The organism is Methylobacterium sp. A49B (assembly GCF_053346215.1).
Map to the genome: position 1 here is coordinate 154,731 of NZ_JBKFBO010000100.1, position 23,925 is coordinate 178,655.

The 23,925-nt window shown below is 70.7% G+C and carries 23 protein-coding genes; 6 read left to right on the forward strand and 17 right to left on the reverse strand.

The window, feature by feature from the left end:
• Positions 1-49: 49 nt before the first annotated feature.
• The 6 genes from ACLBX9_RS17520 to ACLBX9_RS17545 form a co-directional block, all read right to left on the reverse strand.
• Positions 50-208 (reverse strand): hypothetical protein, encoded by a 159-nt coding sequence (locus tag ACLBX9_RS17520; protein ID WP_010686251.1) that lies wholly within the window; start codon positions 206-208, stop codon positions 50-52.
• A gap of 106 nt (positions 209-314) precedes the next feature.
• Complete coding sequence (locus tag ACLBX9_RS17525) at positions 315-1,166, reverse strand: DUF1206 domain-containing protein (protein WP_447719845.1); 852 nt, start codon at positions 1,164-1,166, stop codon at positions 315-317.
• Between the two features lie 132 nt (positions 1,167-1,298).
• Positions 1,299-1,640, reverse strand: a complete 342-nt coding sequence (locus tag ACLBX9_RS17530) for a hypothetical protein (protein WP_010686249.1) — start codon at positions 1,638-1,640, stop codon at positions 1,299-1,301.
• 47 nt (positions 1,641-1,687) lie between these two features.
• Positions 1,688-2,251, reverse strand: a complete 564-nt coding sequence (locus tag ACLBX9_RS17535) for a Uma2 family endonuclease (RefSeq protein WP_039894353.1) — start codon at positions 2,249-2,251, stop codon at positions 1,688-1,690.
• Between the two features lie 57 nt (positions 2,252-2,308).
• Entirely contained in the window at positions 2,309-3,508 is a 1,200-nt protein-coding gene (locus ACLBX9_RS17540; RefSeq protein ID WP_447719846.1) for a M23 family metallopeptidase, read from the reverse strand.
• An 85-nt stretch (positions 3,509-3,593) separates the two neighbouring features.
• The gene (locus ACLBX9_RS17545; protein WP_010686246.1) at positions 3,594-4,061 is read right to left on the reverse strand and encodes a peroxiredoxin; all 468 of its coding nucleotides are present in this window, start codon (positions 4,059-4,061) and stop codon (positions 3,594-3,596) included.
• Positions 4,062-4,245: 184 nt separating this feature from the next.
• Here ACLBX9_RS17545 and ACLBX9_RS17550 point away from each other — a divergent pair, with 184 nt between their 5' ends.
• The gene (locus tag ACLBX9_RS17550; protein WP_447719847.1) at positions 4,246-7,692 is read left to right on the forward strand and encodes a YhdP family protein; all 3,447 of its coding nucleotides are present in this window, start codon (positions 4,246-4,248) and stop codon (positions 7,690-7,692) included.
• Between the two features lie 213 nt (positions 7,693-7,905).
• Here the strand turns inward: ACLBX9_RS17550 and ACLBX9_RS17555 are convergent, their stop codons facing one another.
• Positions 7,906-8,679 (reverse strand): ferredoxin--NADP reductase, encoded by a 774-nt coding sequence (locus tag ACLBX9_RS17555; RefSeq protein ID WP_010686244.1) that lies wholly within the window; start codon positions 8,677-8,679, stop codon positions 7,906-7,908.
• 329 nt (positions 8,680-9,008) lie between these two features.
• Entirely contained in the window at positions 9,009-9,959 is a 951-nt protein-coding gene (locus tag ACLBX9_RS17560) for a ring-cleaving dioxygenase (protein ID WP_447719848.1), read from the reverse strand.
• Between the two features lie 134 nt (positions 9,960-10,093).
• On the opposite strand from ACLBX9_RS17560, the gene ACLBX9_RS17565 reads away from it, so the two are divergent.
• Together ACLBX9_RS17565 and ACLBX9_RS17570 are read left to right on the forward strand one after the other, a co-directional pair.
• Entirely contained in the window at positions 10,094-10,378 is a 285-nt protein-coding gene (locus tag ACLBX9_RS17565; protein WP_447719849.1) for a type II toxin-antitoxin system RelE/ParE family toxin, read from the forward strand.
• A gap of 36 nt (positions 10,379-10,414) precedes the next feature.
• Positions 10,415-10,738, forward strand: coding sequence for a HigA family addiction module antitoxin (locus ACLBX9_RS17570; protein WP_447719850.1), 324 nt, complete (start codon positions 10,415-10,417; stop codon positions 10,736-10,738).
• Between the two features lie 29 nt (positions 10,739-10,767).
• Here ACLBX9_RS17570 and ACLBX9_RS17575 read toward each other — a convergent pair whose 3' ends face one another.
• The 5 genes from ACLBX9_RS17575 to ileS form a co-directional block, all read right to left on the reverse strand.
• Positions 10,768-12,063 (reverse strand): M16 family metallopeptidase, encoded by a 1,296-nt coding sequence (locus tag ACLBX9_RS17575; RefSeq protein WP_447719851.1) that lies wholly within the window; start codon positions 12,061-12,063, stop codon positions 10,768-10,770.
• 103 nt (positions 12,064-12,166) lie between these two features.
• Positions 12,167-13,576, reverse strand: a complete 1,410-nt coding sequence (locus tag ACLBX9_RS17580) for a M16 family metallopeptidase (protein WP_010686240.1) — start codon at positions 13,574-13,576, stop codon at positions 12,167-12,169.
• 161 nt (positions 13,577-13,737) lie between these two features.
• Entirely contained in the window at positions 13,738-14,397 is a 660-nt protein-coding gene (locus ACLBX9_RS17585) for a hypothetical protein (protein WP_447719852.1), read from the reverse strand.
• Positions 14,398-14,557: 160 nt separating this feature from the next.
• Positions 14,558-15,073 carry a signal peptidase II gene (gene lspA, locus ACLBX9_RS17590; RefSeq protein ID WP_010686238.1) on the reverse strand — a complete coding sequence of 172 codons (516 nt, stop codon included), beginning with the start codon at positions 15,071-15,073 and terminating at the stop codon, positions 14,558-14,560.
• 241 nt (positions 15,074-15,314) lie between these two features.
• Positions 15,315-18,281: an isoleucine--tRNA ligase gene (gene ileS / locus ACLBX9_RS17595; RefSeq protein WP_447719853.1), complete on the reverse strand. Its 2,967-nt coding sequence runs from the start codon at positions 18,279-18,281 to the stop codon at positions 15,315-15,317.
• A gap of 604 nt (positions 18,282-18,885) precedes the next feature.
• Between ileS and ACLBX9_RS17600 the strand changes: the two genes are divergently transcribed.
• The gene (locus ACLBX9_RS17600; protein ID WP_010686236.1) at positions 18,886-19,155 is read left to right on the forward strand and encodes a hypothetical protein; all 270 of its coding nucleotides are present in this window, start codon (positions 18,886-18,888) and stop codon (positions 19,153-19,155) included.
• An 18-nt stretch (positions 19,156-19,173) separates the two neighbouring features.
• Here the strand turns inward: ACLBX9_RS17600 and ACLBX9_RS17605 are convergent, their stop codons facing one another.
• The 3 genes from ACLBX9_RS17605 to ACLBX9_RS17615 form a co-directional block, all read right to left on the reverse strand.
• Positions 19,174-20,127 carry a DMT family transporter gene (locus ACLBX9_RS17605; RefSeq protein WP_447719854.1) on the reverse strand — a complete coding sequence of 318 codons (954 nt, stop codon included), beginning with the start codon at positions 20,125-20,127 and terminating at the stop codon, positions 19,174-19,176.
• A 126-nt stretch (positions 20,128-20,253) separates the two neighbouring features.
• The gene (locus ACLBX9_RS17610; RefSeq protein WP_447719855.1) at positions 20,254-20,667 is read right to left on the reverse strand and encodes a hypothetical protein; all 414 of its coding nucleotides are present in this window, start codon (positions 20,665-20,667) and stop codon (positions 20,254-20,256) included.
• Positions 20,668-21,099: 432 nt separating this feature from the next.
• The gene (locus tag ACLBX9_RS17615) at positions 21,100-21,942 is read right to left on the reverse strand and encodes a DUF1932 domain-containing protein (protein WP_447719856.1); all 843 of its coding nucleotides are present in this window, start codon (positions 21,940-21,942) and stop codon (positions 21,100-21,102) included.
• 85 nt (positions 21,943-22,027) lie between these two features.
• Here ACLBX9_RS17615 and ACLBX9_RS17620 point away from each other — a divergent pair, with 85 nt between their 5' ends.
• Both ACLBX9_RS17620 and ACLBX9_RS17625 read left to right on the forward strand, forming a co-directional pair.
• Positions 22,028-22,249 (forward strand): antitoxin MazE-like protein, encoded by a 222-nt coding sequence (locus ACLBX9_RS17620; protein ID WP_010686232.1) that lies wholly within the window; start codon positions 22,028-22,030, stop codon positions 22,247-22,249.
• Positions 22,246-22,572, forward strand: a complete 327-nt coding sequence (locus ACLBX9_RS17625; RefSeq protein ID WP_447719857.1) for a type II toxin-antitoxin system PemK/MazF family toxin — start codon at positions 22,246-22,248, stop codon at positions 22,570-22,572. The genes ACLBX9_RS17620 and ACLBX9_RS17625 overlap by 4 nt, the downstream gene beginning before the upstream one ends.
• 78 nt (positions 22,573-22,650) lie before the next feature.
• Here the strand turns inward: ACLBX9_RS17625 and ACLBX9_RS17630 are convergent, their stop codons facing one another.
• On the reverse strand, positions 22,651-23,853 hold the full coding sequence (locus ACLBX9_RS17630) for a pyridoxal phosphate-dependent aminotransferase (RefSeq protein WP_447719858.1): 1,203 nt from the start codon (positions 23,851-23,853) through the stop codon (positions 22,651-22,653).
• Positions 23,854-23,925: the final 72 nt, after the last annotated feature.

Genomic DNA, 23,925 nt, shown 5'->3' on the forward strand with positions numbered 1-23,925 from the left:
GACGGCGCGCCAAACGGAGGCGCGACCGCAGATCCGGCGACCCGTCCGGCTACTTGATGGGCGAGCCGGAAAACCCCGCCTTGAAAGTCCGCTGGTAGATGCGGCCCTTCACGGGATCAAGCTTGTCGAGCATCAGAATCCGGACGCGCTCGTTGAAGTCTTCCGTGGTCACCGTCTGTGCCCGGCCGGTGATCAAGATTCTCGCCATTATCGCCTCCACAACGTCGCCCAGAGCACTGAATTGCGCGGAGGGTTGTTTTTACTTGGGAAGCCGGCGTCAGATTACAATCAGAACAGATAATAAATCGTCGGACTCAAGTCAGCGCCCGGGCCGCGGCACCGGCCGCGTCGTCCACGCGATCGATGTCCGGCGCATCTATGTGCCGGTAGCGGGCCTGGATCAGCCCGAAGGCACCGAAGGCGACGTGGCCCGCTGCCGCCAGCCCGAGCAGAACCCAACCGTAAGGCTGGGCACGCAGCAGCGCGAAGGCTTCGGTCAGCCCTTTGGCGTCGGACGAGCGCTGGTGCCACGCCGCCGCCACGAGGAAGGCGCCGATGATCAGGAAGGCCAAGCCCCGCGCCGCGTAGCCGAACCGTCCGATCGGGCCGGCCCAGCGGTCACGGGCCCGCGCGTCGAGGCTGAGCCGGTCGGTGACGTCTCCGCGCCAGGCCTTGCCGAGGAAGCCGAAGCCGCCGCCAACGACCGCGAGACCGCCCAAGGCCACGAGCCAGCGGCCGAACGGCTTGGCGAGCAACCACGCGGTCCAGTCGTGCATGCCGTCGCCGCCGCCCATACCGAGACCGAGGCTGAGTGACGCCGCGCTCGCCGCGAGGCCGAGATAGAGTCCGGCGCTGATCAGATGGGCGCCGCGCACCGCGAGGCCCTTGGCCGAGGTGCCCCGCCGGTCGGCATCCGTGATTCCCTCGACGAGGCGCCAGAGGGCGAAGCCGACGAGGCCCAGCGCGATCAAGCCGACGATGGCCGCGCCGAACGGGCCGGCCATCACCGCCCGCAGGGCGTCCTTGCTGTCGCCAGCCCGCCCGCCGTGCCCGAGGGCCGCCAGCAGGGCCAGCGCGCCGACCACGAGGTAGACCACCCCCCGGGCGCCGTAGCCGAAGCGGGCGATGCGCTCGATCGAGTTGCGACCGCCGGGGAAGGCGCTCATCGACGGAACCGGGAAGATTGGGATCGGTGACACGGCAGGAGCGGCATCGACGGGCGGCCTCCGGTGAAGCGGGACCGATCAACGCCCGGCGGCGCGCACCCGATCCGTTGCCGGCGCGACTTCGAGGCGGTCCTACATGGGCGTCCGGTCCGCCCGACCGGCGAGCGCCACGTAGAAGCCGAGTCCGTCCTGGGCCGGCAGGGTCTGCAGGCGCTCGATCAGGCCGCGGCGCTTCGCGTCGAGGAGCAAGCGTCCCGCCGGCTGGAACAGGGTCTCGCCGCCGCCGTCCGGGGGCGGGTCGAGCCGGATCGCCACAGTCTTGCCCTTGGCGAAACGGCTGCGCTCCAGCATGTCCTTCAGCGATGCCTCGGCGGTCGCCCGGTTGGTGCCCCGCAGGTCGAGCACCGACTCCGCGTCGGTCACGCCGAGGGAACCGCGCAGCTTGGCAGCGTAGAAATCTTCGAAATGGGGCAAGTCAGTGCCTTGATGCTTGGCCGTTCGATGATGTGGGGTGCCAGCGCTCAGAAGGCGAGGCCGCGGTCGATGTCGCGCACCGGCACAGCGCCGTCGAGGTCCGGCGGCGGGACGGTGCCGTCGAGCCCGACAGCCGCGACGCTCCAATCCTCGCCCGCCCGCCGCCAGACCGCGATCCGCGCCTCGTCGGAACAGACGATCGGGAATGTGCTGAGGCTCGGCACGGTCCGGTAGAAGTCGATCTTACGCCCGCAATCGAGGCTCATGGTCGTGGGGGAGAGAACCTCGGCGACGCGGAGCAAATCCGCGGCGCAGCCGTTCGGCACGGGCGGTCCGACTTGCACCACCACCTCGGGGATCGGTGCGACATCGTCCATGGCGTCGCTGAGGATCGCCAAACCGGGCATCGCACTGCAGCCTTTGCCGTCGGTGAGGTCGTCGTTTCGACGGATCAAGTCGGCGACGATCGCCTGATGCCGCTCCCGCGGCGGCGCCATGAGCACAGGTTCGCCGTCGAGCGGTGCCCAGCGCTCCTCATCCGGTCGCGGCTCCAGCCAGCGCTTGTATTCTGCGACGCCCTTGCGCGCGTCGCGCCTCACGGCCAATGCCACGGCAGCCTCCGATCGCGACTCAGAGGCTAGCACGGAGCGGGCTTTCCGGCGATGGATTCAGTCGGCGTTGAGCTGCGCCAAGGCGGAGGGCGCGCCGGCATCCAGGAAGCGCTGCGGATCCACCGGCTCGCCGTCGACCCGGGTCTCGTAGTGCAGATGCGCCCCCGTGGAGCGCCCCGTCGAGCCGACGAAGCCGACCACATCGCCCGCAGCGACGCGCTGACCGGGGCGCACGGCGATGCGGGCGAGGTGGCCGAACCGGGTCGTCAGGCCGCGGCCGTGATCGATCTCGACCATGTTGCCGTATCCCCCGGCGAACTCCGCGGCCGTCACCCGGCCCGACGCGGTGGCGCGGGCGGTCTCGCCGTACTCCGCCTTCAGATCGAGTCCGGTATGCAGGGCGAGGCCGCGGGTGAACGGGTCGAGCCGGGTGCCGAACGGGCTCGACACGGTCGCCGCGCCCCGGATCGGACGCCTCAGAGGCAGCGCGGCGGCGAGCCGGCGCAGGCGCTCGCCGTCGCCGAGGGCCCGGCGCACCAGCGCCAGGCCGGCCTCGAAGCCGGCCCCATCCAGCCCTCGAGCGTCCAGCGGAACCAGCGGGCCGCCGATGCCGGCGGTCGGGACGGGTGCGTCGAAGCGGCCGGGGTCGAGACCGGTGCGGCCGATCAGGCTGCGCAATTGCCGGACCTCGTCCTCGGCCCGGCCGGCTAGGCGGACGAGGCGCTCGCCCTGCGCCGCCTGCAGGCCGTCGAGACGCGCCTCCAGTCGGATGAGACCCAGCTCGGCGTCGCGCGCGCTCTGGCGCGGAAGCGGGCGGATGGCGGGGCGAAGCACGTCGGCCTCCTCGGACGGGCGCAGGAAGAGACCATCGCCGCCGGCATCGCGACCCGATGGCAGCGCGCCTGTGACGACCGGATCAGACAAGCCTCGCCGTTCCAGGACCGTCAGGGCCGCCCCGCGCCGCTCCAGCTCGGTTTGACGCTCCAGCGCCGCCGAGACCCGGTCGCTCAGGCCCGCCTCGGTGCCGGCGCGGGCGCGCCGGTCTCGATCCAGCAAGTCCTGAAGGGTGACGATCCGCGCCTCATACGCGTCCCGCATCGCAGCCTGACGGGCCACGAACCCGGCGAGCACCTCGTCGTGGAAGACGATCAGGTACGAAGCCCCGAGGGCCCAAGCGAGGGCGAGACCGAAGCCCGCGGCGAGCCAGGGCATGGCCCGACGGGGCAGGACGCGCGAGAAGATCTTGGAACACAGCATCGGGACGGCCCCGCGGGAGCCGTCATTCAAGCCTCAGTAAGGTTAAAGATCCGTCGAGAGCCGGGTTGAGCCCGCTCGACTTCCATCACGACAGGGCGCGGGCCGCCTCCAGCACGGCTTCGGCATGGCCCGGCACCTTCACCTTGGGCCAGATCCGGGCAATGCGGCCGTCGCGGTCGACCAGCACGGTGGTGCGCTCTACGCCCATGTACTTGCGGCCGTACATGCTCTTCTCGACCCAGACGCCGTAGGCCTCAAGGACGCCCTTGTCCTCGTCCGAGGCCAGCGGGAAGGCAAGCCCGTACTTGCCGCAGAACTTGTCGTGGCTCTTCACCGGATCCGGCGAAAGGCCGACAACCTTCACGTCGGCCTCCGCGAAGGCCGGCAGCAGCGCGTTGAACGCCTGCGCTTCCAGGGTGCAGCCGCTCGTGTCGTCCTTCGGATAGAAGTAGAGCACGATTTTGTGACCGCGGAGGGCGGAGAGCGCGACGCGGCCTCCCGCGGAGGCGGGCAGGTCGAAATCAGGGGCGGAGTCGCCCTCGGACAAGGACATCGTGCCTTCCTTTCGGCCGATTGATGATGTGCAATCGATCGGGTGCGCGGCATCACAAGGTTGCGCCGTGCACGTCCGAGCCAAAACCGGAGTCGCGGCCGCTGTAAAGCGCGGGCGCGCTTCGATCCACCGGCCGCGGCGCCTGACGGTCCCGCGCGCAGAGCCCCCCGGAACAAGGGTCCCGATGGCGGACGAGACAACGTCGGCATGCAGACCCCGGGGGAGGGCACGGCGCGTCGGAGGTGTCTGCCTCGTGAGCGCCCTCGCTCTGGTGCTGCTCCTCGGCGCCGGGATCGGCGTTGTGGCCGTGCGCCTGTCCAATGGGCCGCTGCAGATCGACGGTCTCTCGCGCCGCGTCGCGACCGCGGTGGCCGAGCGGATCGGGCCCGGCTGGAGCATCGGGATCCGCGGCAGCAGCCTCGAGCTCGACCGCGAGAACGCCCTGAGGCTGCGCTTCTCCGGGCTCGATATCCGTAACCCGCAAGGTGCCCTGGTCGTCCGCGCACCTCTGGCGCTGGTCAGCCTGGACCTCTGGAGCCTGCTGCGGCTCAACCTTCAGCCGCGCTCCATCGAATTCCGCGAGACCCAGACCACCGCACTGGTTCACCGGGACGGGTCCATCGCCTTCGCGGCCTCGGAGGCCAACCACCCTGTCGATATCGAGCCGGTCACGCCGCCAAGCGTAGACGGAGTCCGGGGCAGCGTCTCGCCGCTCTCGGCCGCCATCGCGTCGATCTTCGGGGTGGTGCTCGATTCGAGCGGCGTAGTCGGAGCCCTCGACCGCGCCCGCGTGACCGACGCGCGCCTGCGCCTCATCGACGAGGACGGGCACGAGCGGGCGGTCTTCTCGCGCGTCAACGGGCTGTTCGGGCGCGATCCGGTGAATGGCACTCGCAACTTCGAGTTGCGTCTCGACGGACCGCACGGCGAGTGGCGCTTCGGCGGCTCGCTGCGCGATGGCGGCGAAGGGCGTGCGCGCTCAGGCGTCATCACGCTGGACGACCTGCCGGTGACCGACCTGCTCCTGCTCTCGGGCCAGTCGGGCCTGCCGCTGACCACGGATCTGAAAGTCTCGGCCCGCGCCGACGTGAGCCTGTCGGCGGGACGCATCCAGACGATGAGCGCCAAGCTCCACACCGGCGACGGCACGTTCCTGATCGAGGAGAAGGACTTCAATCCCGTCACCGTCGAGAGCCTGGACGCCAACCTGACCTGGGACGAGGCCGGCCGCGTCATGGAACTTGCCGGCCTGGATTATCGCGGGGCCGGCAACGCCGTGCACCTGACGGGGGCGTGGAAGGGGAGCCCTCCCGATGCGGGCACGACCTGGACCGCGACGCTGGCGAGCCGCGACGCCACCTTGCGCGGGGCGACATCGAAGGACGCGCCGGTGAAGATCGGCGCGCTGGATGCCCAGCTTTCCGGCCGTGACGGCGGCATCGCCATCGATGCGCTCACCCTGTCGGCCCCGGGCGTGTCGGGAACGATCACCGGGACCATCGGCACCTCGGCCGACGATGGGGGCCTCACGCTCCACATTGTCGGCCATGACGGCGAGGTCCGGACCGGACTGCGCCTCTGGCCCGAGCATATCGCGCCGCCGGCCCGGACCTATCTGGTGGACCAGTTGCGGCGCGGCCGCGTGGATTCCGTCGACATCCGGGTGAAGATGTCGGGCACGGTCCTGGCCGCCGCGACCCGGGGCGAGCCGGCGCCCGACGATTCGGTCCACATCGACTTCCACGTCTCGGACGCGGCGATCGACGTCACCGCCGACGCGCCGCCGGTGACGAAGGGCAACGTCGTCGGAACCATCACCGGGCGCTCGACCACGGTGCGCAACGTGACCGCCGAAGTCCACGGACCGGATGGTCGCGGACTCGCGATCTCGGACGGCAACTTCGTCATCCCGCAGATCACGCCGGACCGGGTGGTCGCGCAGATCGGCATGCGGCTCTCGGGTGGCGCCGACGGGATGGCCTCCGTCCTTCAGGCCAAGTTGTTCAAGAGCGTGATGAGCGTCGATCTCGACCCTGCCACGATCAAGGGCAGCGCGGATCTCCGCGTCGACTTCCCCCTCGATCTCAAGCACATCCCCGATCTGCCCGATCTTCCGGTGACGCTGACCGGCACGCTGGCCGACCTTTCGGTCGACAAAGTGATGGGCAAGGACCGGCTGGAGGCCGGCAAGTTCGCCCTGTCGTACGATCGGGGCGCCTTCGCGCTGAAGGGCGACGGCCGGGTCGCGGGGGCGCCCGTCTCGGTCGACATGCGCCAACCGAAGGTCGGGCAGCCCGGCGAGGCCGTGGTCAACCTCGCCCTGGACGATGCGGTCCGGAGCCGGAAGGGCCTGCCGACCGCGCCGCAGCTCACGGGCACGATCCCGGTCCGCGCCGTCGTGCCCATCGGCCGACCCGGTTCGGGAAAGCCGCCGATCAAGGTCGAAGCCGACCTCGCCAGGGCCGGGATCGACGGGCTTCTTCCGGGCCTGACGAAGCCCGCCGGCAAGGCGGGCCGGCTCACCTTCACCCTGGTGGACAACGGCCAGAGCCTCGAGCTGCGCGACTTCGCTCTCGACGCCGCCCCGGCCACAGCCCGCGGCAGCGTGACGATCACTCCGGACGGCGGGCTGGAGCGCGCGGACCTGACGAGCGTCAAACTCTCGCCCGGCGACGACCTGCGGGTGAGCCTCGATCGGATCGGGAGCGGCTACAAGGTCCTGGTCCGGGGGGCGGTGGTGGACGCGCGGCCGTTCCTGAAATCGCTCGGTGCGCCGGATCCCAAAGGCGGCAAGGAGGCGAAGGAATCGAACCCGAAGGATGTCGAGGCCGACATCCAGCTGCCGATCGTGACGGGCTTCAACGACGAGGCGCTGACCAGCGCGAAGCTGCAGCTCTCCCTCCACGGCAAGACTCTGCGCGCCGCCAACATCACCGGGCGGTTCCGGTCCGCCCCGTTCGCCGCCACGGTGACCCGCGAACGCGGGGCGCCGACGCTCGCCGTCGACGCCGCCGATGCCGGCGCGACCTTGCGCTTCGTCGACGTCTACCGCCGCATGTATGGCGGGCGGCTCAATGCCGGCATCGGCCTCAATGACGGCCCGCAATCCGGCGTGGTGCAGATCCGCGACTTCACCCTGCGCAACGAGCCGGCCCTGTCGAGCATCATGGCGCAGGGCCCGGAGGCGGCCGACACGGACGCGGCCCGCGGCCGCCGGGCCGCCCCGGGCCGGAGCGCCGGCGACGTCACCTTCGACCGGATGCGCGCCAACTTCGTGCGCAACGGGACCCGGGTCGATTTCAGCGATGCGGCGATCTCGAACGCCGCCATGGGCTTCACCCTGTCGGGCTGGCTCGATACAGGCCGCGAGCGCACCGACATGAACGGGACCTTCGTACCGCTGTACGGATTGAACAACGTCGCCTCGCAGCTGCCGCTGCTCGGGCCGCTGCTCGGCGGCGGGCACAACGAGGGTCTGTTCGCGGTCAACTTCCGCGTTTCCGGCAAGCTCGCCTCACCGGATGTGAGCGTGAACCCGCTCTCGGCGATCGCTCCGGGTTTCCTGCGCAAGCTGTTCAGCGCCGGGGGAGGCCCCTTCGCCGACGGCATGCCGGCGGTGCCGCAGCAATAGGGTGGCCGCCGTCCTACGGCGTGTCGATCAGCGCGCCGACAGGCGCGAAGCGGAGCGTCTCGGGGATGCGGGAGGCCGATCGGCGCGGGCGGGAGAGAGCTTCGCCCCGCCGCCGACGGAGAGGCGAATCGCGCCGGACCGCCTTGGTGGGAACGTGGCACGAAAAAGCCCGGCGCGGCGAACCGCACCGGGCCGGCGCCAAGTCCCGAAAGCCTACTTCTCCACGAAGGCCTTCTCGATCACGTAGTGACCGGCCTCGCCGTGGTTGCCCTCCTCGTAGCCGCGGCCCGAGAGCAGCTCACGGGTGTCGCGGATCATGTCGGGGCTGCCGCAGAGCATGAAGCGGTCGTTCTCGATCGACATCTCCGGCAGGCCGATATCCTCGAACAGCTTGCCCGAGACCATCAGGTCGGTGATCCGGCCGCGGTTGCGGAACGGCTCGCGGGTCACCGTCGGATAGTAGATCAGCTGGTTCGAGATCATCTCGCCCAGGAACTCGTGCTGGGGCAGGGTCTCGGTGATGGTCTCGCCGTAGGCGAGCTCCTGCACCTGCCGGCAGCCGTGGACCAGCACGACCTTCTCGAAGCGCTCGTAGGCTTCCGGGTCCTTGATGATCGACAGGAACGGCGCGAGGCCCGTGCCGGTGCCGAGCAGGTAGAGGTTCCGGCCCGGCAGCAGGTTGTCGAGCACCAGCGTGCCGGTGGGCTTCTTGCCGACGATGATCGGATCGCCGACCTTGAGGTGCTGGAGCTTGGAGGTCAGGGGCCCGTCCTGGACCTTGATCGAGAAGAACTCCAGCTCCTCCTCGTAATTGGCGGAGACCACCGAGTAGGCGCGCAGCAGCGGCCGGCCCTCGACCTCCAGGCCGATCATGGTGAACTCGCCGTTGCGGAAGCGGAACGCCGGATCGCGGGTGGTGCGGAACGAGAACAGGTTGTCGGTCCAGTGGTGGACCGACAGAACGCGCTCCTCGTAGAACTTGCTCATGGACGGATCAGACCTCGAATCCTCGGATGCTCGGCTCACGGCCCCGACGATTCGGGGCGCGTGGTTCGGCGGATCCCCGCCGCCCGGCTCGGGCGGGGGCGGATCCTCAGCACGTCCCCATGGGACGGCCCGCCGGGATCCGGACGATGAACACAGATGCGCTGCTTCTTTCGCAGTTGCAGCACGCCCGTCAAGGCGCGCGGGGATCACACAGGCGAAAGAAGTGAACGACCTGGAATCGTTCGAATATTTAGCGTCATTCCGGAAGAGCTGCAGCCTCGCCGTGAGCATGGGAGGGTTGCCGCCGGGTGCACCGCCTCGGCCTGCTGTCAGGCGCGAAGATCGGGGCGGAGCGGCTTGAGCCCGGCCTCGATCTCGGCCCGGCGCGGCTCCAGGAACGGCGGCAGGGCGAGGCGCGCGCCCAGGGTTTCCAGGGGCTCGTCGGCCGTGAAGCCGGGCCCGTCCGTGGCGATCTCGAACAGGATGCCGTTGGGCTCGCGGAAGTAGAGGCTGCGGAAGTAATAGCGGTCCACGGGACCGCTGGTCGGCACCCGGGCGGCCCGGAGCCGATCAGCCCAGGCGCCGTAATCCCCGTCCGGGATGCGGAAGGCGACGTGGTGCACGGCGCCCGCCCCCTGCCGGGCCTGTGCGGACGCGTCCGCGAGAAGCTGGAGCTCCGCGGCCGGGCCGCCGGGACCCATGGCGTAGACCTCGACCGGCCCGTCCTCGGTCTGGAACGCCCGGGCCCGGCGCATGCCGAGAACCTCGGTGAGGATTGCGGCGGTGCGCCCGATCTCCGGCACCGAGAGCCGGATCGGCCCGAGGCCGCGGATCTGGTAGGCCGCCGGCACCGGCGATCCGTCCCAGGGATGCTCCGGGCCGGTGCCGCCGTCATCGACCAGGGCGAGGCGCTGCCCCTCCGGATCCTCGAAATCCAGGGTCAGGCGCCCGTCGCGGAGCACGGGCTCGGCCTCGACCATCCCGGCCTCGCGCAGGCGCGCGTGCCACCACGTCACCGCGCCCGCGCCGGGCACGCGCAGATGCGTGCGGGTGATGCTGTTGGAGCCGCGCCGCTCCCGGGGCGCCGGCCAGTCGAAGAAGGTGATGTCGGTGCCGGGGCTCGCCAACCCGTCCGCGTAGAACAGGTGGTAGGCCGAGACGTCGTCCTGGTTCACCGTCTTCTTCACGAGGCGCAGGCCGAGCGTGCCGGTGTAGAAGGCGACGTTCTCCGCCGCGCGCGCTGTCACCGCGGTGAGGTGGTGGATGCCGGTGAGCTGCATGGGGGTCCGGGGGTTCGCGGCCTTCGGGCTCAGGTGGGAATCTTGATCGGTGTCGCGAGGATGGGGCAGGCGGGCGGCACTTGGTTGGGACGTATCACTGAGCGATACAGTTTGCGTTGTCCCGGGACACGGTCATGCCCATCCAGAGTGTCGCGAACGCGATGACGGAGGCGGTTTTCCAAGGTCGGCATCCCAAGAGCATTCCTGCCGCAATCCTCAATGTCGCGCGACGCAAGCTACGCCAGATCCATGCGGCAGCATCTCTGCAAGATCTGAAGGTGCCGCCGGGTAACAAGCTTCACCCGCTGACGAAGGACTGTAACCGGCAGCACGCCATTTGGATCAATGACCAGTTTCGGATTTGCTTCCGCTGGACCGAGACCGGCCCAGAGGCCGTCGAGATAGTCGACTACCACTGATTGCGGGTGAAACCTGCGAGGATAGAGCAAACGACGATGGCCATTGCATACGAGGCCGATACAACTCTCCCGCCGCTGCACCCTGGCGAGGTGCTGCGGGAGGACTTTCTCATCCCCCTGGGATTGTGCGCCGGTGCGACCGCGCGGGCCTGCCACGTACCCCGAACCCGGATCGAGCGGATTGCGGCCGAGCAGATCGGCATCTCGACCGATACGGCGCGGCGCCTCGGCCGGTATCTCGGCACGCGCGCGGATTTCTGGCTGAACCTGCAACGCCAGTTCGAGCTTGAGACGCGGAGCCGCACGCTTGGGCCGAAGATCGAGCGGATCGCACCTCTGGCCTCAGCAGAGGCCGCCTGAGCGCCTAAACGGGCTCAGGCGCGTGCTGCTCACAGCCCGACCGGACGACCCGCAGCGACCACCAGCATCCGGCCGTCCGCGAAGGTGCGGGCGGCGGCGCGGCGGATATCGGCCTGGGTCACGGCCGCCACCATCGCGTTGCGGCGGGCGATGTAGTCCATGCCGAGTTCCTCGAAGGCGATCTGCACCAGCTGGTGGGCGATCTTGGTCGAGGTGTCGAAGCCGAGCGCGTAGGAGCCGGTCAGGTAGTCCTTGGCCTTCTGCAGCTCGTCGTCGTCCGGCCCGTCAGCGATCAGCCGGCCGATCTCGTCGCCGATGACCGACAGCGCCTCGCCGACGCGCTCGTTCTTGGTGGCGGTGTAGCCCCAGGTCATCGCGGCCGAGCGGTGGCTGACCAGCGACGTCCCCACCGAGTAGGCGAGGCCGCGCTTCTCGCGCACCTCCTGGAACAGGCGGGACGTGAAGGCGCCGCCGCCCAGGATGTGGTTCAGCACGTAGGCGGGGATGAAGTCGGGGTCGCGCCAGGGCACGCCGGCCATGCCGAACCGGATCACCGACTGGGGCACGTCGAGATCGACGACGACGCGGCGGCCGAGGTCGTGCACCTCGGTGCGCGGCACCGCCTTCAGCTCCCCGGCCTCCGGGAGGGCCCCGAAGGCGCGATTCAGACCCTCGGCGAGCTGCTCGGCGCCGATCGCGCCGACCGCCGCCACCTTCACCCGGCCGCGGCCGATGATGCGGGCATGCATCGCCAGCAGGTCGTCCCGGGTGATCGCCGCGACGCTCTCGACCGTGCCGGAGGAGGGGCGGGCGTAGGGATGGCCGGCGAAGGCCTCCTTGAAGAAGCGGCGGGAGGCGAGCACGCCCGGATCGTTCTGCTGATAGCGCAGGCCGGCGATGACCTGGCCCCGGACCCGCTCGATCGCGTCCGGGTCGAGGCGGGGCTTGGCGAGCGCCAGGGCGAGGAGCCCGATCGCCTCGTCAGCGTGCTTGACCAGCATCTTGAGCGAGCCGCCAACGGCGTCGGGCCCGGCGTGGAACGACAGCTCGATCGCCCGGGCGGCGAGCCGCTCCTGGAACAGGTCGGAGGTGAGGTCGCCCGCCCCTTCGTCGAGGAGCCGCGCCAGCATCTGCGCGCAGCCGGACTTACCGGCGGGATCCTGCGCGGCCCCGCCCTCGAAGGTGAAGGCCAGGGCGATCATCGGCACAACGGGGGATTCGACGTGCCACGCCTCGACGCCGGGAGCGGTCGACACCGGCAGCGCCGTGGTCGGCGAATTGGCGGCGGCGGCGGCGGTCTCGACCAGAGTCTCGGTCAAGCTCATGGGAACCTCATCTCTTCTCTCGGGCGGCGGCGGAGCCGGACAGGGCTCGCTTCGACGCGTCCCGCGGGCGGCCCAGGGCAGGGCCGCCGGGACGCGGCCGTCGCTACTCGGCGGCCATCGCGACCGGGGCGTCGGGATCCTGCGCCTTCGTCAGGTAGCCGGTGACCGAGCGGGCCGGCGTCAGCCAGTGCTCGGCGGCGCTCTTGAGGCGGTCCTGCGTGACCGTCTCGATGTCGGTCGGCCAGCGGCGGACCTCCTCGATGGTCTCGCCGATCGCCAGCGCCGAGCCGTAGATGCGGGCGAGCGACGACTGGCTGTCGGAGGAGTAGACGGTCTCGGCCACCAAGCGGGTCTTGGCGCGCTCGATCGCCTCCGCGTCGAGGGCCTCCGCGGGGGCGCGGCGCAGCACCTTGTCGACGGCCTCCTCCAGCTTCTCCAGGGGTACGCCCTCGGCGGGGACCGCGTAGACGGAGAAGCGGGTGTCGTCGATCGCCGAGCCCATGTACCAGGCGCCGGCATTCACCGCGAGGCCGGTCTCCATGACCAGCTTCCGGTAGAGGTAGGAGGTCGAGCCGCCGCCCAGCACCTCGGCGAGGAGTTCCAGGTCATGGCAGCCGCCGTTCCGGGCGGTGATGCAGGAGGGGGTGAGGTAGAGCCGCTGCAGGGTCGGCTGCTCGACCTTCGGGTCGGCGACGGCGACGCGGCGCAGGGCCTTCGGCTCCGGCTCCCGCGCCCGCAGGCGCTCCGGCCGGGCACCCTGCGGCGCGACGCGGCCGTAAGTGGTCTCAGCGAGGCGCCGGACCTCGTCGGGGGTCACGTCGCCGGCCACCACCAGGATGGCGTTCTCCGGCGTGTAGAAGCGCTTGTAGTAGGCCAGCGCGTGCTCGCGGTTCAGGCCCTCGATCTCGTGCATCCAGCCGATGATCGGGATCCCGTAGGGATGATGCACGAACAGGGCGGCGGCCATCGCCTCGGAGAGCTGGGCGGAGGGGTCGGTCTCGACCCGCATGCGGCGCTCCTCCAGCACCACGTCGCGCTCCGGCGCAACGACGGCGTCGTCCAGGACGAGGCCGCTCATGCGGTCGGCCTCGAATTCCATCATCGTGCCGAGGTGGTCCCGGGCGACCCGCTGGAAATAGGCGGTGTAGTCGTAGCTGGTGAAGGCGTTCTCCTGGCCGCCCAGGCCCGACACCGCCTTCGAGAAAGCGCCGACCGGGTGCGTCTCGGTCCCCTTGAACATCAGGTGCTCGAGGAAGTGGGCGATGCCCGACTGTCCGAGCGGATCATCCGCCGAGCCGTTGCGGTACCAGATCATGTGGGTGGCGACGGGCGCCCGGTGGTCGGGGACGACCACCACGTCGAGGCCGTTGTCGAGGGTGAAGGCCGTCACTTCCGGGCCGCCCGCCTCGGAACGCCCGAACGGCGCGGCCTCGCCCCGGCCGGCGCTGCCGCCGAAGGACGAGCCCGGACGCAGCGGGAAGAGGTGGGGCGTCGCCTTCCTGAACAGGTGCATTCCGCTTTCCTTCTGCCGGTCCCGGACCCGGCGTCTCACGTCGGGACGCACGCGCGAATCGGGACCGTCCTGATCTCCGGGCGGCAAGAGCCGTACCGGGTCGAACGTCACATGTTGCCACGCCGTGTCGCCGTTGCAACGGCGACACGGCGACCTCGCCACTACTGGGCGCGCTGCCGGAGATAGGCTCCGGGATCGGCTTCCTCGCGCTCGCGGCTGGCGTTGTTGATCGGATCGCTCGACGACGGGCGGGCCAGCTTCTTCGGCGACTGGCGGTATCCGGTGGGCGGATCCGTCAGGACGTCGCGGTTCGGCTCGACGTCGGAGGGCTCGGCATTGGCGCTCTTGCCCTTGAGCAGGTCGAAGGCGCTGAGCAGGCTGTCGTCGCGGGTGTTGTCGCCGGGCTTGCGCTCGGCCTCGGTGGTCAGGCTCGCCCCGGCGCGACGGCCGCCCCGGATCTCGTCCACCGAGAGGGTGGCGTTGTTGTCGTCGTAGCGGCCGCGGGCCTGATTGCCCAACGGGCGGCGGCGCTCGGCGGCGGCGCGCTCGCGCTCGACGATCTCCGGGTCCTTCGGCCAGGCCGTGCTGGTGGAGCGGGCCCGGGGCTGGGGCAGGACCTTGCCGTCGAGCTTGGGCGGCATCACCAGCGGCGGGCGCTCGTGATAATCGATCGGATCCTGGCGCTTCTCCAGGAGGCCGATGCCCGAGAGCGCATCGCGCATGAACTCGCCGCGCTCCTGCGCCCGGGCACCGCCTGCGCCGACGGACGCCAGGACGACCGCGGCGGAAAGGAGGGGACGAAGCCTGCGATGCCCGGTCATGCTGCCTCACGGGTTCCGGCCGGGAGGTCCGGCTCGGGGACGGCCGCGGCGCGGCCTGATCCGACGGGTCCCGGCCTGAGGCCGGTTTCCGGCGATCGTATGGCGCCTTGACCACGTTGCGCCAGGGCGGTGGTGCAGATGGACCTGTGTGTTGCGCGGATCACCGGCGCGGCGCGGGGTCGCCCGCGGCGGGCTCCTTCTGCGGCCGCCGTCCGGCCGGGGACAGGCTGTCGAGGATCAGGCCGATCACGCCCGCCACGATCGCCGCGTCGGCCACGTTGAACACGTACCAGGACCAGCGGCCGGCATGCAGGTGGACGAAGTCGAACACCGCGCCGTAGGCGGCCCGGTCGATGGCGTTGCCGAGCGCACCGCCGACGATGAGGCCCAGCGCCACCGCGAGAAGCCGCGAGCCCGCCCGGCGCATCCAGATCCCGAGGCCGAGGGCGGCGGCGAGCGACAGGATCACGAGGAACCAGCGCCCGAAACCGCCCTCCTGCTGGAACAGGCCGTAGGACACGCCCCTGTTCCAGACCACCACGAGGTCGGCGAAGGGCGCCAGCCGCCAGGGCTGCGTCAGCACGAGGTCGGTGCCGAGATACAGGCCGAGCTTCGAGGCCTGATCGAGGATCAGGGTGAGGAGGAGGGCCAGGAGGCCGGCACGGAAGGGGGTCATGAGCGCTGACCGAAGAAGCGCTGTCGCGCGCGCGCCTCTCCCTCCCCCCTCTGCGGGGGAGGGTACCCTGCGAAGCAGGGGGGGAGAGAGGAGCAGCGGTGCAGAAGAAGGCAGCGGCCTTCATGACGGTCACGCCGCATCCGGAAGCCGCGCTCCCCCCTTGCGGGACTTCGGCCCGACCCGACCGCCTTCGGGGGCCACCCTCCCCCGCAGAGGGGGGAGGGCGCTGTCGCGGGTATGATCACGCCGCGCTCGCCTCCGGGTGCGCCGCGTCCCACTCACGGAGCGCCTGGGCGTCGCGGGGGGTCACGTCCGGAAAGTCCGGATCGCTGCCCACGCTCGGGCTGACCCGCCAGGAGCGGGCGCATTTGCGGCCCTGGGCCGGGCTCGGCACCACGGCGACGCCGCGGACCTCGTCGAGGCGGAAGGCGTCGGCCGGGCCCTCGCCCGCCGCCACCGTGATGTCCGAGGTGATGCAGGTATCGGCGAAGTCGCAGCCCTCGAGCGCGGCGAGCAGCTCCGGATCGGCCACGTAGACCGTCGGCGCCGCCTCCAGGCTCGCGCCGATCCGCTTGGCCGCGCGCTCGATCTCCAGGGCGCCGGTGACCACCCGCCGCACCCGCCGGATCTTCTGCCAGCGCTCCGCGAGGGCGGCGTCGAGCCACGCGGCCGGGGTCTCCGGCAGGGTCTGGAGATGCACCGAGCCGTCCTCGGACGGGTAGCGGTCGAGCCACGCCTCCTCGGCCGTGAAGGCCAGGACCGGGGCAAGCCAGATCGCGACGCGCCGGAAGGACACGTCGATCACCTGCAGCGCCGCCCGGCGGCGCACCGAGGAGATCGGATCGCAGTACAGGGCGTCCTTGCGCACGTCGAAATAGAAGGACGACAGGTCGCCGGTCATGAAGCCGTTGAGCAGCGCCACCACCCGCTTGGTGTCGAAGGCCGCATAGGCCTCGCGGATCTCGCCGTCGAGCTCGGCGAGCCGGTGCAGGATCAGCCGCTCCAGCTCCGGCATTTCTTTGAACGCGATGTCGTCGCCCGCGACCCGATGCGCCAGGGAGCCCAGCATCCAGCGCAGCGAATTCCTGAGCTTGCGGTAGGTCTCGGCAAACGTCTTGATGATCTCCGGGCCGATGCGCAGGTCGTCGGTGTAGTCGGAGGCGGCCACCCAGAGGCGCAGGATGTCGGCACCCGAATCCTTGATGACGCTCTGCGGCGCGACGACGTTGCCCTTCGACTTCGACATCTTCAGGCCCTTGCCGTCGAGCACGAAGCCGTGGGTCAGGACGATGTCGTAGGGCGCCCGGCCGCGGGTGCCGGCGGATTCGAGCAGCGAGGACTGGAACCAGCCGCGGTGCTGGTCCGAGCCCTCCAGGTACATGACCCGGTCCTTCCCGCCGTCGCGGACGCGCGTGACGCCCGCGAGCCCCGGGAAGGCTTCCGGATCGTCCAGCACGAAGGCGTGGGTCGAGCCGGAATCGAACCAGACGTCGAGGACGTCGGTGACCTTCTCGTAGGCGGCCGGGTCATGGTCCGGCGCCAGGAAGCGCTCAGCGGCGTCGTCCCGGAACCACGCGTCGGCGCCCTCACTGGCGAAGGCGTCGCGGATGCGGGCGTTGACGGCATCGTCCTTCAGAATCTCGGCGGTCTCCCGGTGGACGAACACGGTGATCGGCACGCCCCAGGCGCGCTGGCGCGAGACCACCCAGTCCGGCCGGTTGGCGACCATGCCGGTGATGCGGTTCTTGCCCTGGGTCGGCACCCACTGGGTGTCGTCGATGCCCTGGAGCGCCACCTCGCGGAGCGTCCGGTTGCCGAGCGAATCCACCGGCCGGTCCATGGCGATGAACCATTGCGGCGTGTTGCGGAAGATCACCGGCTTCTTGGACCGCCAGGAATGCGGGTACTGGTGGCGCAGCACCCCGCGGGCGATCAGCGCCCCGGCCTCCGTCAGCGCGGCGATGACCGCCTTGTTGGCGTCGCCCTTCTCGCCCTTGGCGGTGAGCACGCGGGTGCCGGTGAAGCCCGGGGCCGCTTCGGTGAGCACGCTGTCGGCGTCGACCGTGTAGGGGATGGTCGCGTCGATGCCGCGCTCGCGCAGCAGCCGCCCGTTGGCCATCCAGAGCTCGAAATCCTCGCGGCCGTGGCTCGGCGCCGTGTGGACGAAGCCGGTTCCGGACTCGTCCGTGACGTGGTCGCCGTCGAGCATCGGCACCGCGAAGGCATAGCCGAGCTTGGCCAGCGGATGGTCCAGGGTCAGGCCGGCGAGCGTCGACGGGCTCACGTCGCCCACGCGCTCGAACGCCTCGACCCGGGCGGCCTTGAACACCGTGGCGGCGAGGCTGTCGGCGAGCAGGTAGGTCTGGCCGGGGGTCGCCCAGTTGTCGGCCGGCGCCTCCGCCACCCGGTACAGGCCGTAGGCGATCTTCTTGGAGAACGCGACGGCGCGGTTGCCGGGGATCGTCCAGGGCGTGGTCGTCCAGATCACCACCCGGGCCGCCGCGAGGTCGCCCTCGGCGCCGGAGCGGATCGGGAAGGCGACGAACACCGTGTCGCTGACGTGCTCCTCGTACTCGACCTCCGCCTCGGCCAGCGCGGTCTTCTCGACCACCGACCACATGACGGGCTTCGAGCCGCGGTAGAGCTGGCCGCTCATCGAGAACTTCATCAGCTCGTCGGCGATCACGGCCTCGGCGGGGAACGCCATGGTGGCGTAGGGATGGTCCCAGTCGCCGGTGACGCCGAGCCGCTTGAACTCCTCGCGCTGCACGTCGAGCCACTGGGCCGCGAAGGTCCGGCATTCCTGCCGGAACTCGATCACCGGCACGTCGTCCTTGTTGCGGCCCTTGGCGCGGTACTGCTCCTCGATCTTCCACTCGATCGGCAGGCCGTGGCAGTCCCAGCCCGGGACGTAGTTGGCGTCGAAGCCGAGGGCGGTCTGCGAGCGGACCACCACGTCCTTGAGGATCTTGTTGAGCGCCGTGCCGATGTGGATGTTGCCGTTGGCGTAGGGCGGCCCGTCGTGGAGCACGAATTTCGGCCGGTCCCGGCCGCGGGCGCGCAGCGTCCCGTAGAGGTCCATCTGCTTCCAGCGCTCGATGAAGAGCGGCTCGCGCACCGGCAGGCCGGCGCGCATCGGGAACTCGGTCTGCGGCAGGAACAGGGTCTTGGAATAGTCGCGGGCGGGCGCGGTCTCGGGGGCGGTCATCGGATCTCGCATCGGCGGTCGGGCCGGAAAGGCCGGCGGAATCGGGTCAGGCGGCAGGAGGATCCCGGACCTCCGCGCGGCCGCGCCGAAGCGGGCCCTCAGGCGGAGGCCGGGCCGGTAATTCGAATGGGGCGGCCGAAGCCGCGCAGGGCGCGCGAAGCGGGCATGCCCGGTTCTCTACCAGCCGCTCCGGCGCGAGGCCAGCGGCCGTGCGGATCACGCAGGGCTGAGAACGCGGGTCGACGCGACGAGGCTCCGCCCAGGAGCAGCAACCCCGTCAATCCGGGCCTGCGAAGCGGGGCCCCGGGATCCAGTTCCGCAATGGGCGGATGGCATGGCACCGTCGGCGGTTCTGGATTGCCCGCCTCCGGCATGCCCCTTCGGGTCCGGGCTCGCCTGCGGCGCCCTTGGAACGACGGCGTGGTCGCTACGCATCACCCGGCACGCGGACGCGTTGCAGTCCGTCAACCCGAGGTCCCAGCCCTGTCGGATCACGCGCCTGTGAATCCGGATGGGACCAATCGGCGTCTGAACCGTTGACCCACACTCTCCGCACGCGGTGGCGGCGCGGAGCCGACCCAGATCAACATCCGGGAGTAGACCCATGAAGAAGCTTCTGATCGCGACCCTCGCCCTCGCGCCGATCGCCTTCGCGGGGGCCGCGCAGGCCCAGGGCACGGTCCGCGGCGCCCAGCGCGGCGCCGAGGACGGCACGGCCGCGGCCGGCCCGGTGGGCGGCGTCGTCGGCGGCGCGGTGGGCGCGGCCACCGGCACGGTCGGCGGCGTGCTCGGCACCGATCCCGATCCGGCCCGCCGGGCCCGCGAGGATCGCCGCGAAGAGCGGATGGAGCGCCGGGAGCGGATGAGCCGCTAAATCACAGGGCCGGTCGCCTCAGGCGGCCGGCCGCGCCTCTCGGCGGATGGTCTCCTGCGCCAGGAGGTACAGGCCGGAGCCGACCACGATCATGGCGCCCGCCACGGTCCAGCGGCTCGGCAGGTCGCCGAACAGCAGGAAGCCGAAGGTCACGGACCAGAGCAGCTGCGTGTAGATGAAAGGCGCCAGCACGTTCGCCGGCGCGCGGGCATGGGCCATCACCAGAAGCCAGTGGCCCAGCGTCCCGAACAGCGCGACGCCGAGGAGCAGGGCCCAGTGGGTCAGGTTCGCCGGAGCGGCCCAGATCCAGGGCAGGAGCGGCGCCATCAGCGCGAGGCCGGCGAGCCCCGTGTAGAACATGGTCGTGGCGGTCGAGTCGTAGGCCGCGAGCTTGCGCGTGATGATCGCGTAGAAGGCATAGACCACGACGTTGGCGACGCAGAGCAGGGCGGCCGGGTGCATCCCGCCCAGGCCCGGGCGCACGATGACCAGCACGCCGAGGAAGCCGACGCCGATCGCCGCCAGCCGCGCCCGCGACGACCACTCGCCGAGCAGCGGTCCCGCCAGCAGCGCCACCGTGAGCGGGGCGGCGAACTGGATCGAGATCGTCTCGGCCATCTGCAGGTAGCGCAGGGCCAGGAAGTTCAGGGCCGTGGAGGCGAAGAGCAGCAGCGAGCGGACGATCTGGAGCGTCAGCCGCCGGCTCTTCACCACGCCCGGCGTGCGCACCGGGTTGATGAACAGCGAGATCATCGCGACGCTCGCGGCGTAGCGCATGAAGGTGGTGACCAGCGGGTCGACCCCGGCCCGCGCCAGCGTCTTGGCGCTGGCATCGAGGCCCGCGAAGAACGCGACCGCCCCGCACATCAGCGCGATGCCGACGAGCCGCCGGCGTCCGGCGGCATCCGCCTCGGCGGCGGCGCGGGCGGGGGCGATGTCATCGGTGACGGACGTCGCGACCTGCGGAGTCATGCCTGCCGAACCCTGGTGGAGGCCGAGAGTCCTGCCACGCTCGCTCCCGGGGCGGTATCCGTCGCCGCGCAGGGGAACCATGCAGCCGACACGGCCTCCCGGCCGGCTGCGTCACGCGCCCGCGGCTCAGCGCCTGGCCACGGCCTTCTCGGCGGAGGGAATCTTCTCGGCGGACGCGGTCTTCGTCGCCGCCTTCGCGACCTTCGCCTTCGATGGCGTCGCCCCCGCGATCAGCGCGGCGAGATGCGACTGGTCGAGCCCCGATCCGGGTGCCGCGACCGCGCGCGGCGGGGACGATGTCGCGGACGGCATCGCGGACGGCATCGCGGATGAGATCGCGGATGCAGGCGCGCCGATGGCCGCGAGGGGTCGCTCGGTCGCGCGCGGCTCGATGGAGCCCGTGGCGACCGGGTCGGGGATGCTGGCGACCGATGCGGCCGGCGCCGCCTCGCGCTGGACGCGCAGCGCCCAGTGCGCCGCGGTGGAGAGGGCGGCGACCGCCAGGATCGCCTTGATGCCGCTGGTGAGCAGGGCTCGCATGATCGTCAGGCCCGAGAAAACGCGGTTACGCAGGACCGGATCCCCGGTCTTCCCGCATCATCCCGCGGGAGCGTGAACGAAGCCGCAACCGCCGCCGCCGGCCCTGTCCCGGAACGGGGCATCCGACCCGTCGAGGCACGGTCCGGCGGATCGATCCATCTCGGAAGGAGATCGATGTGGGCCATGCGCCGGATCCGCGGTTCCTGTTCCCCGCGCGCCCGACACTCCTGCAGCAACTCGGCCCACTGAGCCTCACAGGAACGGCCCAGAGAACTGGTCCGGACCACCCCGTCACTGCCGACCCCGCTACCATGCAGGCCCGAGCGGGCTCGCGAAACCTTCAGGCGCATCGGCCGCTGGGGACAGCCCGTGTAGAGGGTGACAGCCGAGCCGGCAACCAAGGCGGAGCCGTTTCCCCGCACCCCGCGGCGATCAGCGCCCCGCGGCGACCGCGGCGAAGCGTATCAGCGCGGCGATGTCCGCCTCGCCGGCCTCCGCGGCGAGACGACGGTAAAGCACCGCATAGCTGGCGAAGACCTGCCGCCCCGCCGCGTCCGGCCCCAGGAACGCGGCGATCTCCTCCATCTCGGGGGCCCAGCGATAGGCCTTCGGCGCCATGTCGGGCAGGGCCTTGGCCAACCGGGCGAGGAGCGCCGGCTCGTTCTCGGCGAGTTCGGCCAGCAGCGCGTCGCCGGCGCCGGCGCGCTCCGCCGCGCCGATCATGATGGCGGCCAGCGCCGTCAGGCCCTTGTTGAGGCCGGCGTAGCTCATCTTGAGGCTGGACGCCGCCCCCGTGCCGCCGGGGCAGACGCGCAGGTCGAGGCCGAGGTCGCGCAGCACCATCGCCGGGGCGGTATCGGGGCCCGAGACGTAGACGCGGGGTCCCGTCGTGCCGGGCTTCGGCGGCAGGCCGAGGATCGCGCCGTCGAGGAACGGCGTGCCGGTGGCCGCGACGATGCCGCCGATGCGCCTCACGGTCTCCGGACTGACGGCGTTGGCGTCGATGTAGACCGGCTTGCTCGCGGCCGCCGACAGGGCGGGCGCCAGCCGATGGGCCAACGCCTCCGCGTCGGCGGGCGGCACGATCGACAGCAGGAGGTCGGCGCCCGCGAGATCGGCCTCCGGGGCATGGACCATCCCGGCGGCCTCGGCCCGGGCCCGGCTCGCCGCCCCGCGCCCGTCGAGGGAGGTCAGCACCCGGGCGCCGTGCTCGGCGAGCCGGGCCCCGAGGGCGCTGCCCATGGCGCCGGGCGCGATCACGGCGATTGTGGACATGACGATGCTCACCCGGACTGCGATCCGGGCATGGTAGTCAGCGGTCTTGGCGGAGCCTAGAGTGCGCCACGATCGGATCCTCGCGATGACTCAGATTAGGCCAAGAGCAGGCTCCTCGAATGCCCCCCGCTATCATCGGGCGCCGCGACGCGACGGCATGAAGCTGCTGCGCCTCTGGGTTCCAGATCCATCGCGGTCCGGGTTCAAGGAGGAGGCCGCCCGGCAAGCCGCCCTTCTGAAGGGAGCTGCCGAGGAAGCCGAAGCTCTGAACTTCATCGAATCAGCGTTCGACTGGCCCGAACAGTGACGCGTGGTGACATCGTCACCGTCTCGCCGCCGGGAGCCTACGGCAAGCCGCGTCCCGCAATCGTCGTTCAATCCGACTGGTTGGCTGGGACCGACAGCACCCTCGTCTGCCTCGTCACGAGCACATTGCGCGAGGCACCGCTTTTCAGGCTTACCGTCGAGCCGACTCCAGCTAACGGGTTGCGAAGCACCTCGCAGATCATGGTCGACAAGATCATTGCCCTGCCGCGGGCGAAATGCGGCACCCGCATCGGCCGGCTTGAACGCGATACCCTCACAGCCTTGAACCGGATGCTCGCCATCGTGCTCGGCCTCGCCGACTGACGGGGCGATCTGGTTCCGCACGCTTGATCCCGCAGGCGTGGAGACGCTCCGCGGGATGACCGAAGCAGGCTCTCAGTCTTACCGCAGCGAGCCGCAGAACCGCTGGATCCGCCGGCAGGCCTCTTCCAGAACCGCGTTGGACGTCGCGTAGGAGATGCGCAGGTTCGGGCCGAGCCCGAAGGCCGAGCCGTGGACCGCCGCCACGCCCTCGGCCTGGAGCAGCTCCATGACGAAGTCCTCGTCGGTCTCGATCGTCTTGCCGCCTTCCGTCTTCTTGCCGATCAGCGCCGCGCAGGACGGGTAGACGTAGAACGCGCCCTCCGGCGTCGGGCAGGTCAGGCCGTTGGTCTGGTTGAGCATCGACACGACGAGGTCGCGCCGCTCCTGGAAGGCCGCGCGGAACGTGGCGAGGTGGTCCTGCGGGCCGTCGAGGGCGGCGACCGCCGCCCATTGCGCGATCGTGCTCGCCCCGGAAGTCTGCTGGCCCTGGACGAAGTCCATCGCCTTGATGAGCTTCTCCGGCCCGGCCGCGTAGCCGATGCGCCAGCCGGTCATGGCGTAGCCCTTCGAGACGCCGTTCATGGTCAGCGTCCGCTCCAGGAGTTGCGGCTCGACCTGGGCCGGGGTGACGAATTCGAAGTCGCCGTAGGTCAGGTGCTCGTAGATGTCGTCGGTGAGGATGTGCACGTCCGGATAGCGGAGCAGCACGTCGGTGAGCGCCTTCATCTCGGCGCGGGAATAGGCGGCGCCCGACGGGTTCGAGGGCGAGTTGAGGACGATCCACTTGGTCTTCGGGGTCAGCACCCGGTCGAGTTCCTCGGCCTGGAGCTTGAAGCCGTGGTCCATGTCGGTGTCGGCGAAGACCGGGGTGCCGCCGCACAGTCCGACCATCTCCGGGTAGGACACCCAGTAGGGGCGCGGGATGACCACCTCGTCGCCGGGATTCAGGGTGGCCAGGAACGCGTTGTACAGGACCTGCTTGCCGCCGGTGCCCACGATGGTCTGCGAAACCTTGTAGTCGAGCCCGTTCTCGCGCTTGAACTTGCGCACGATCGCCTCGCGCAGCGGCACGATGCCGGAGACCGGCGGGTAGCGGGTCTCGTTGCGGTGGATCGCCTCGATCGCGGCCTGCTTGATGTGCTCGGGCGTGTCGAAATCCGGCTCGCCGACCGACAGGCTGATGACGTCGACGCCGGAGGCCTTCAGGTCCCGGGCCTTCTGGGTCATCACGATGGTCGCGGACGGCTTCACCCGCGAGAGGACGTCGGCGAGGAGAGCCATGGCGTGCGGTGCTCCGGATTGTCGAGGTCGGGCGCCGCTCGTTTTGCGGCGCGGCGGACCCTAGGCCCGGGA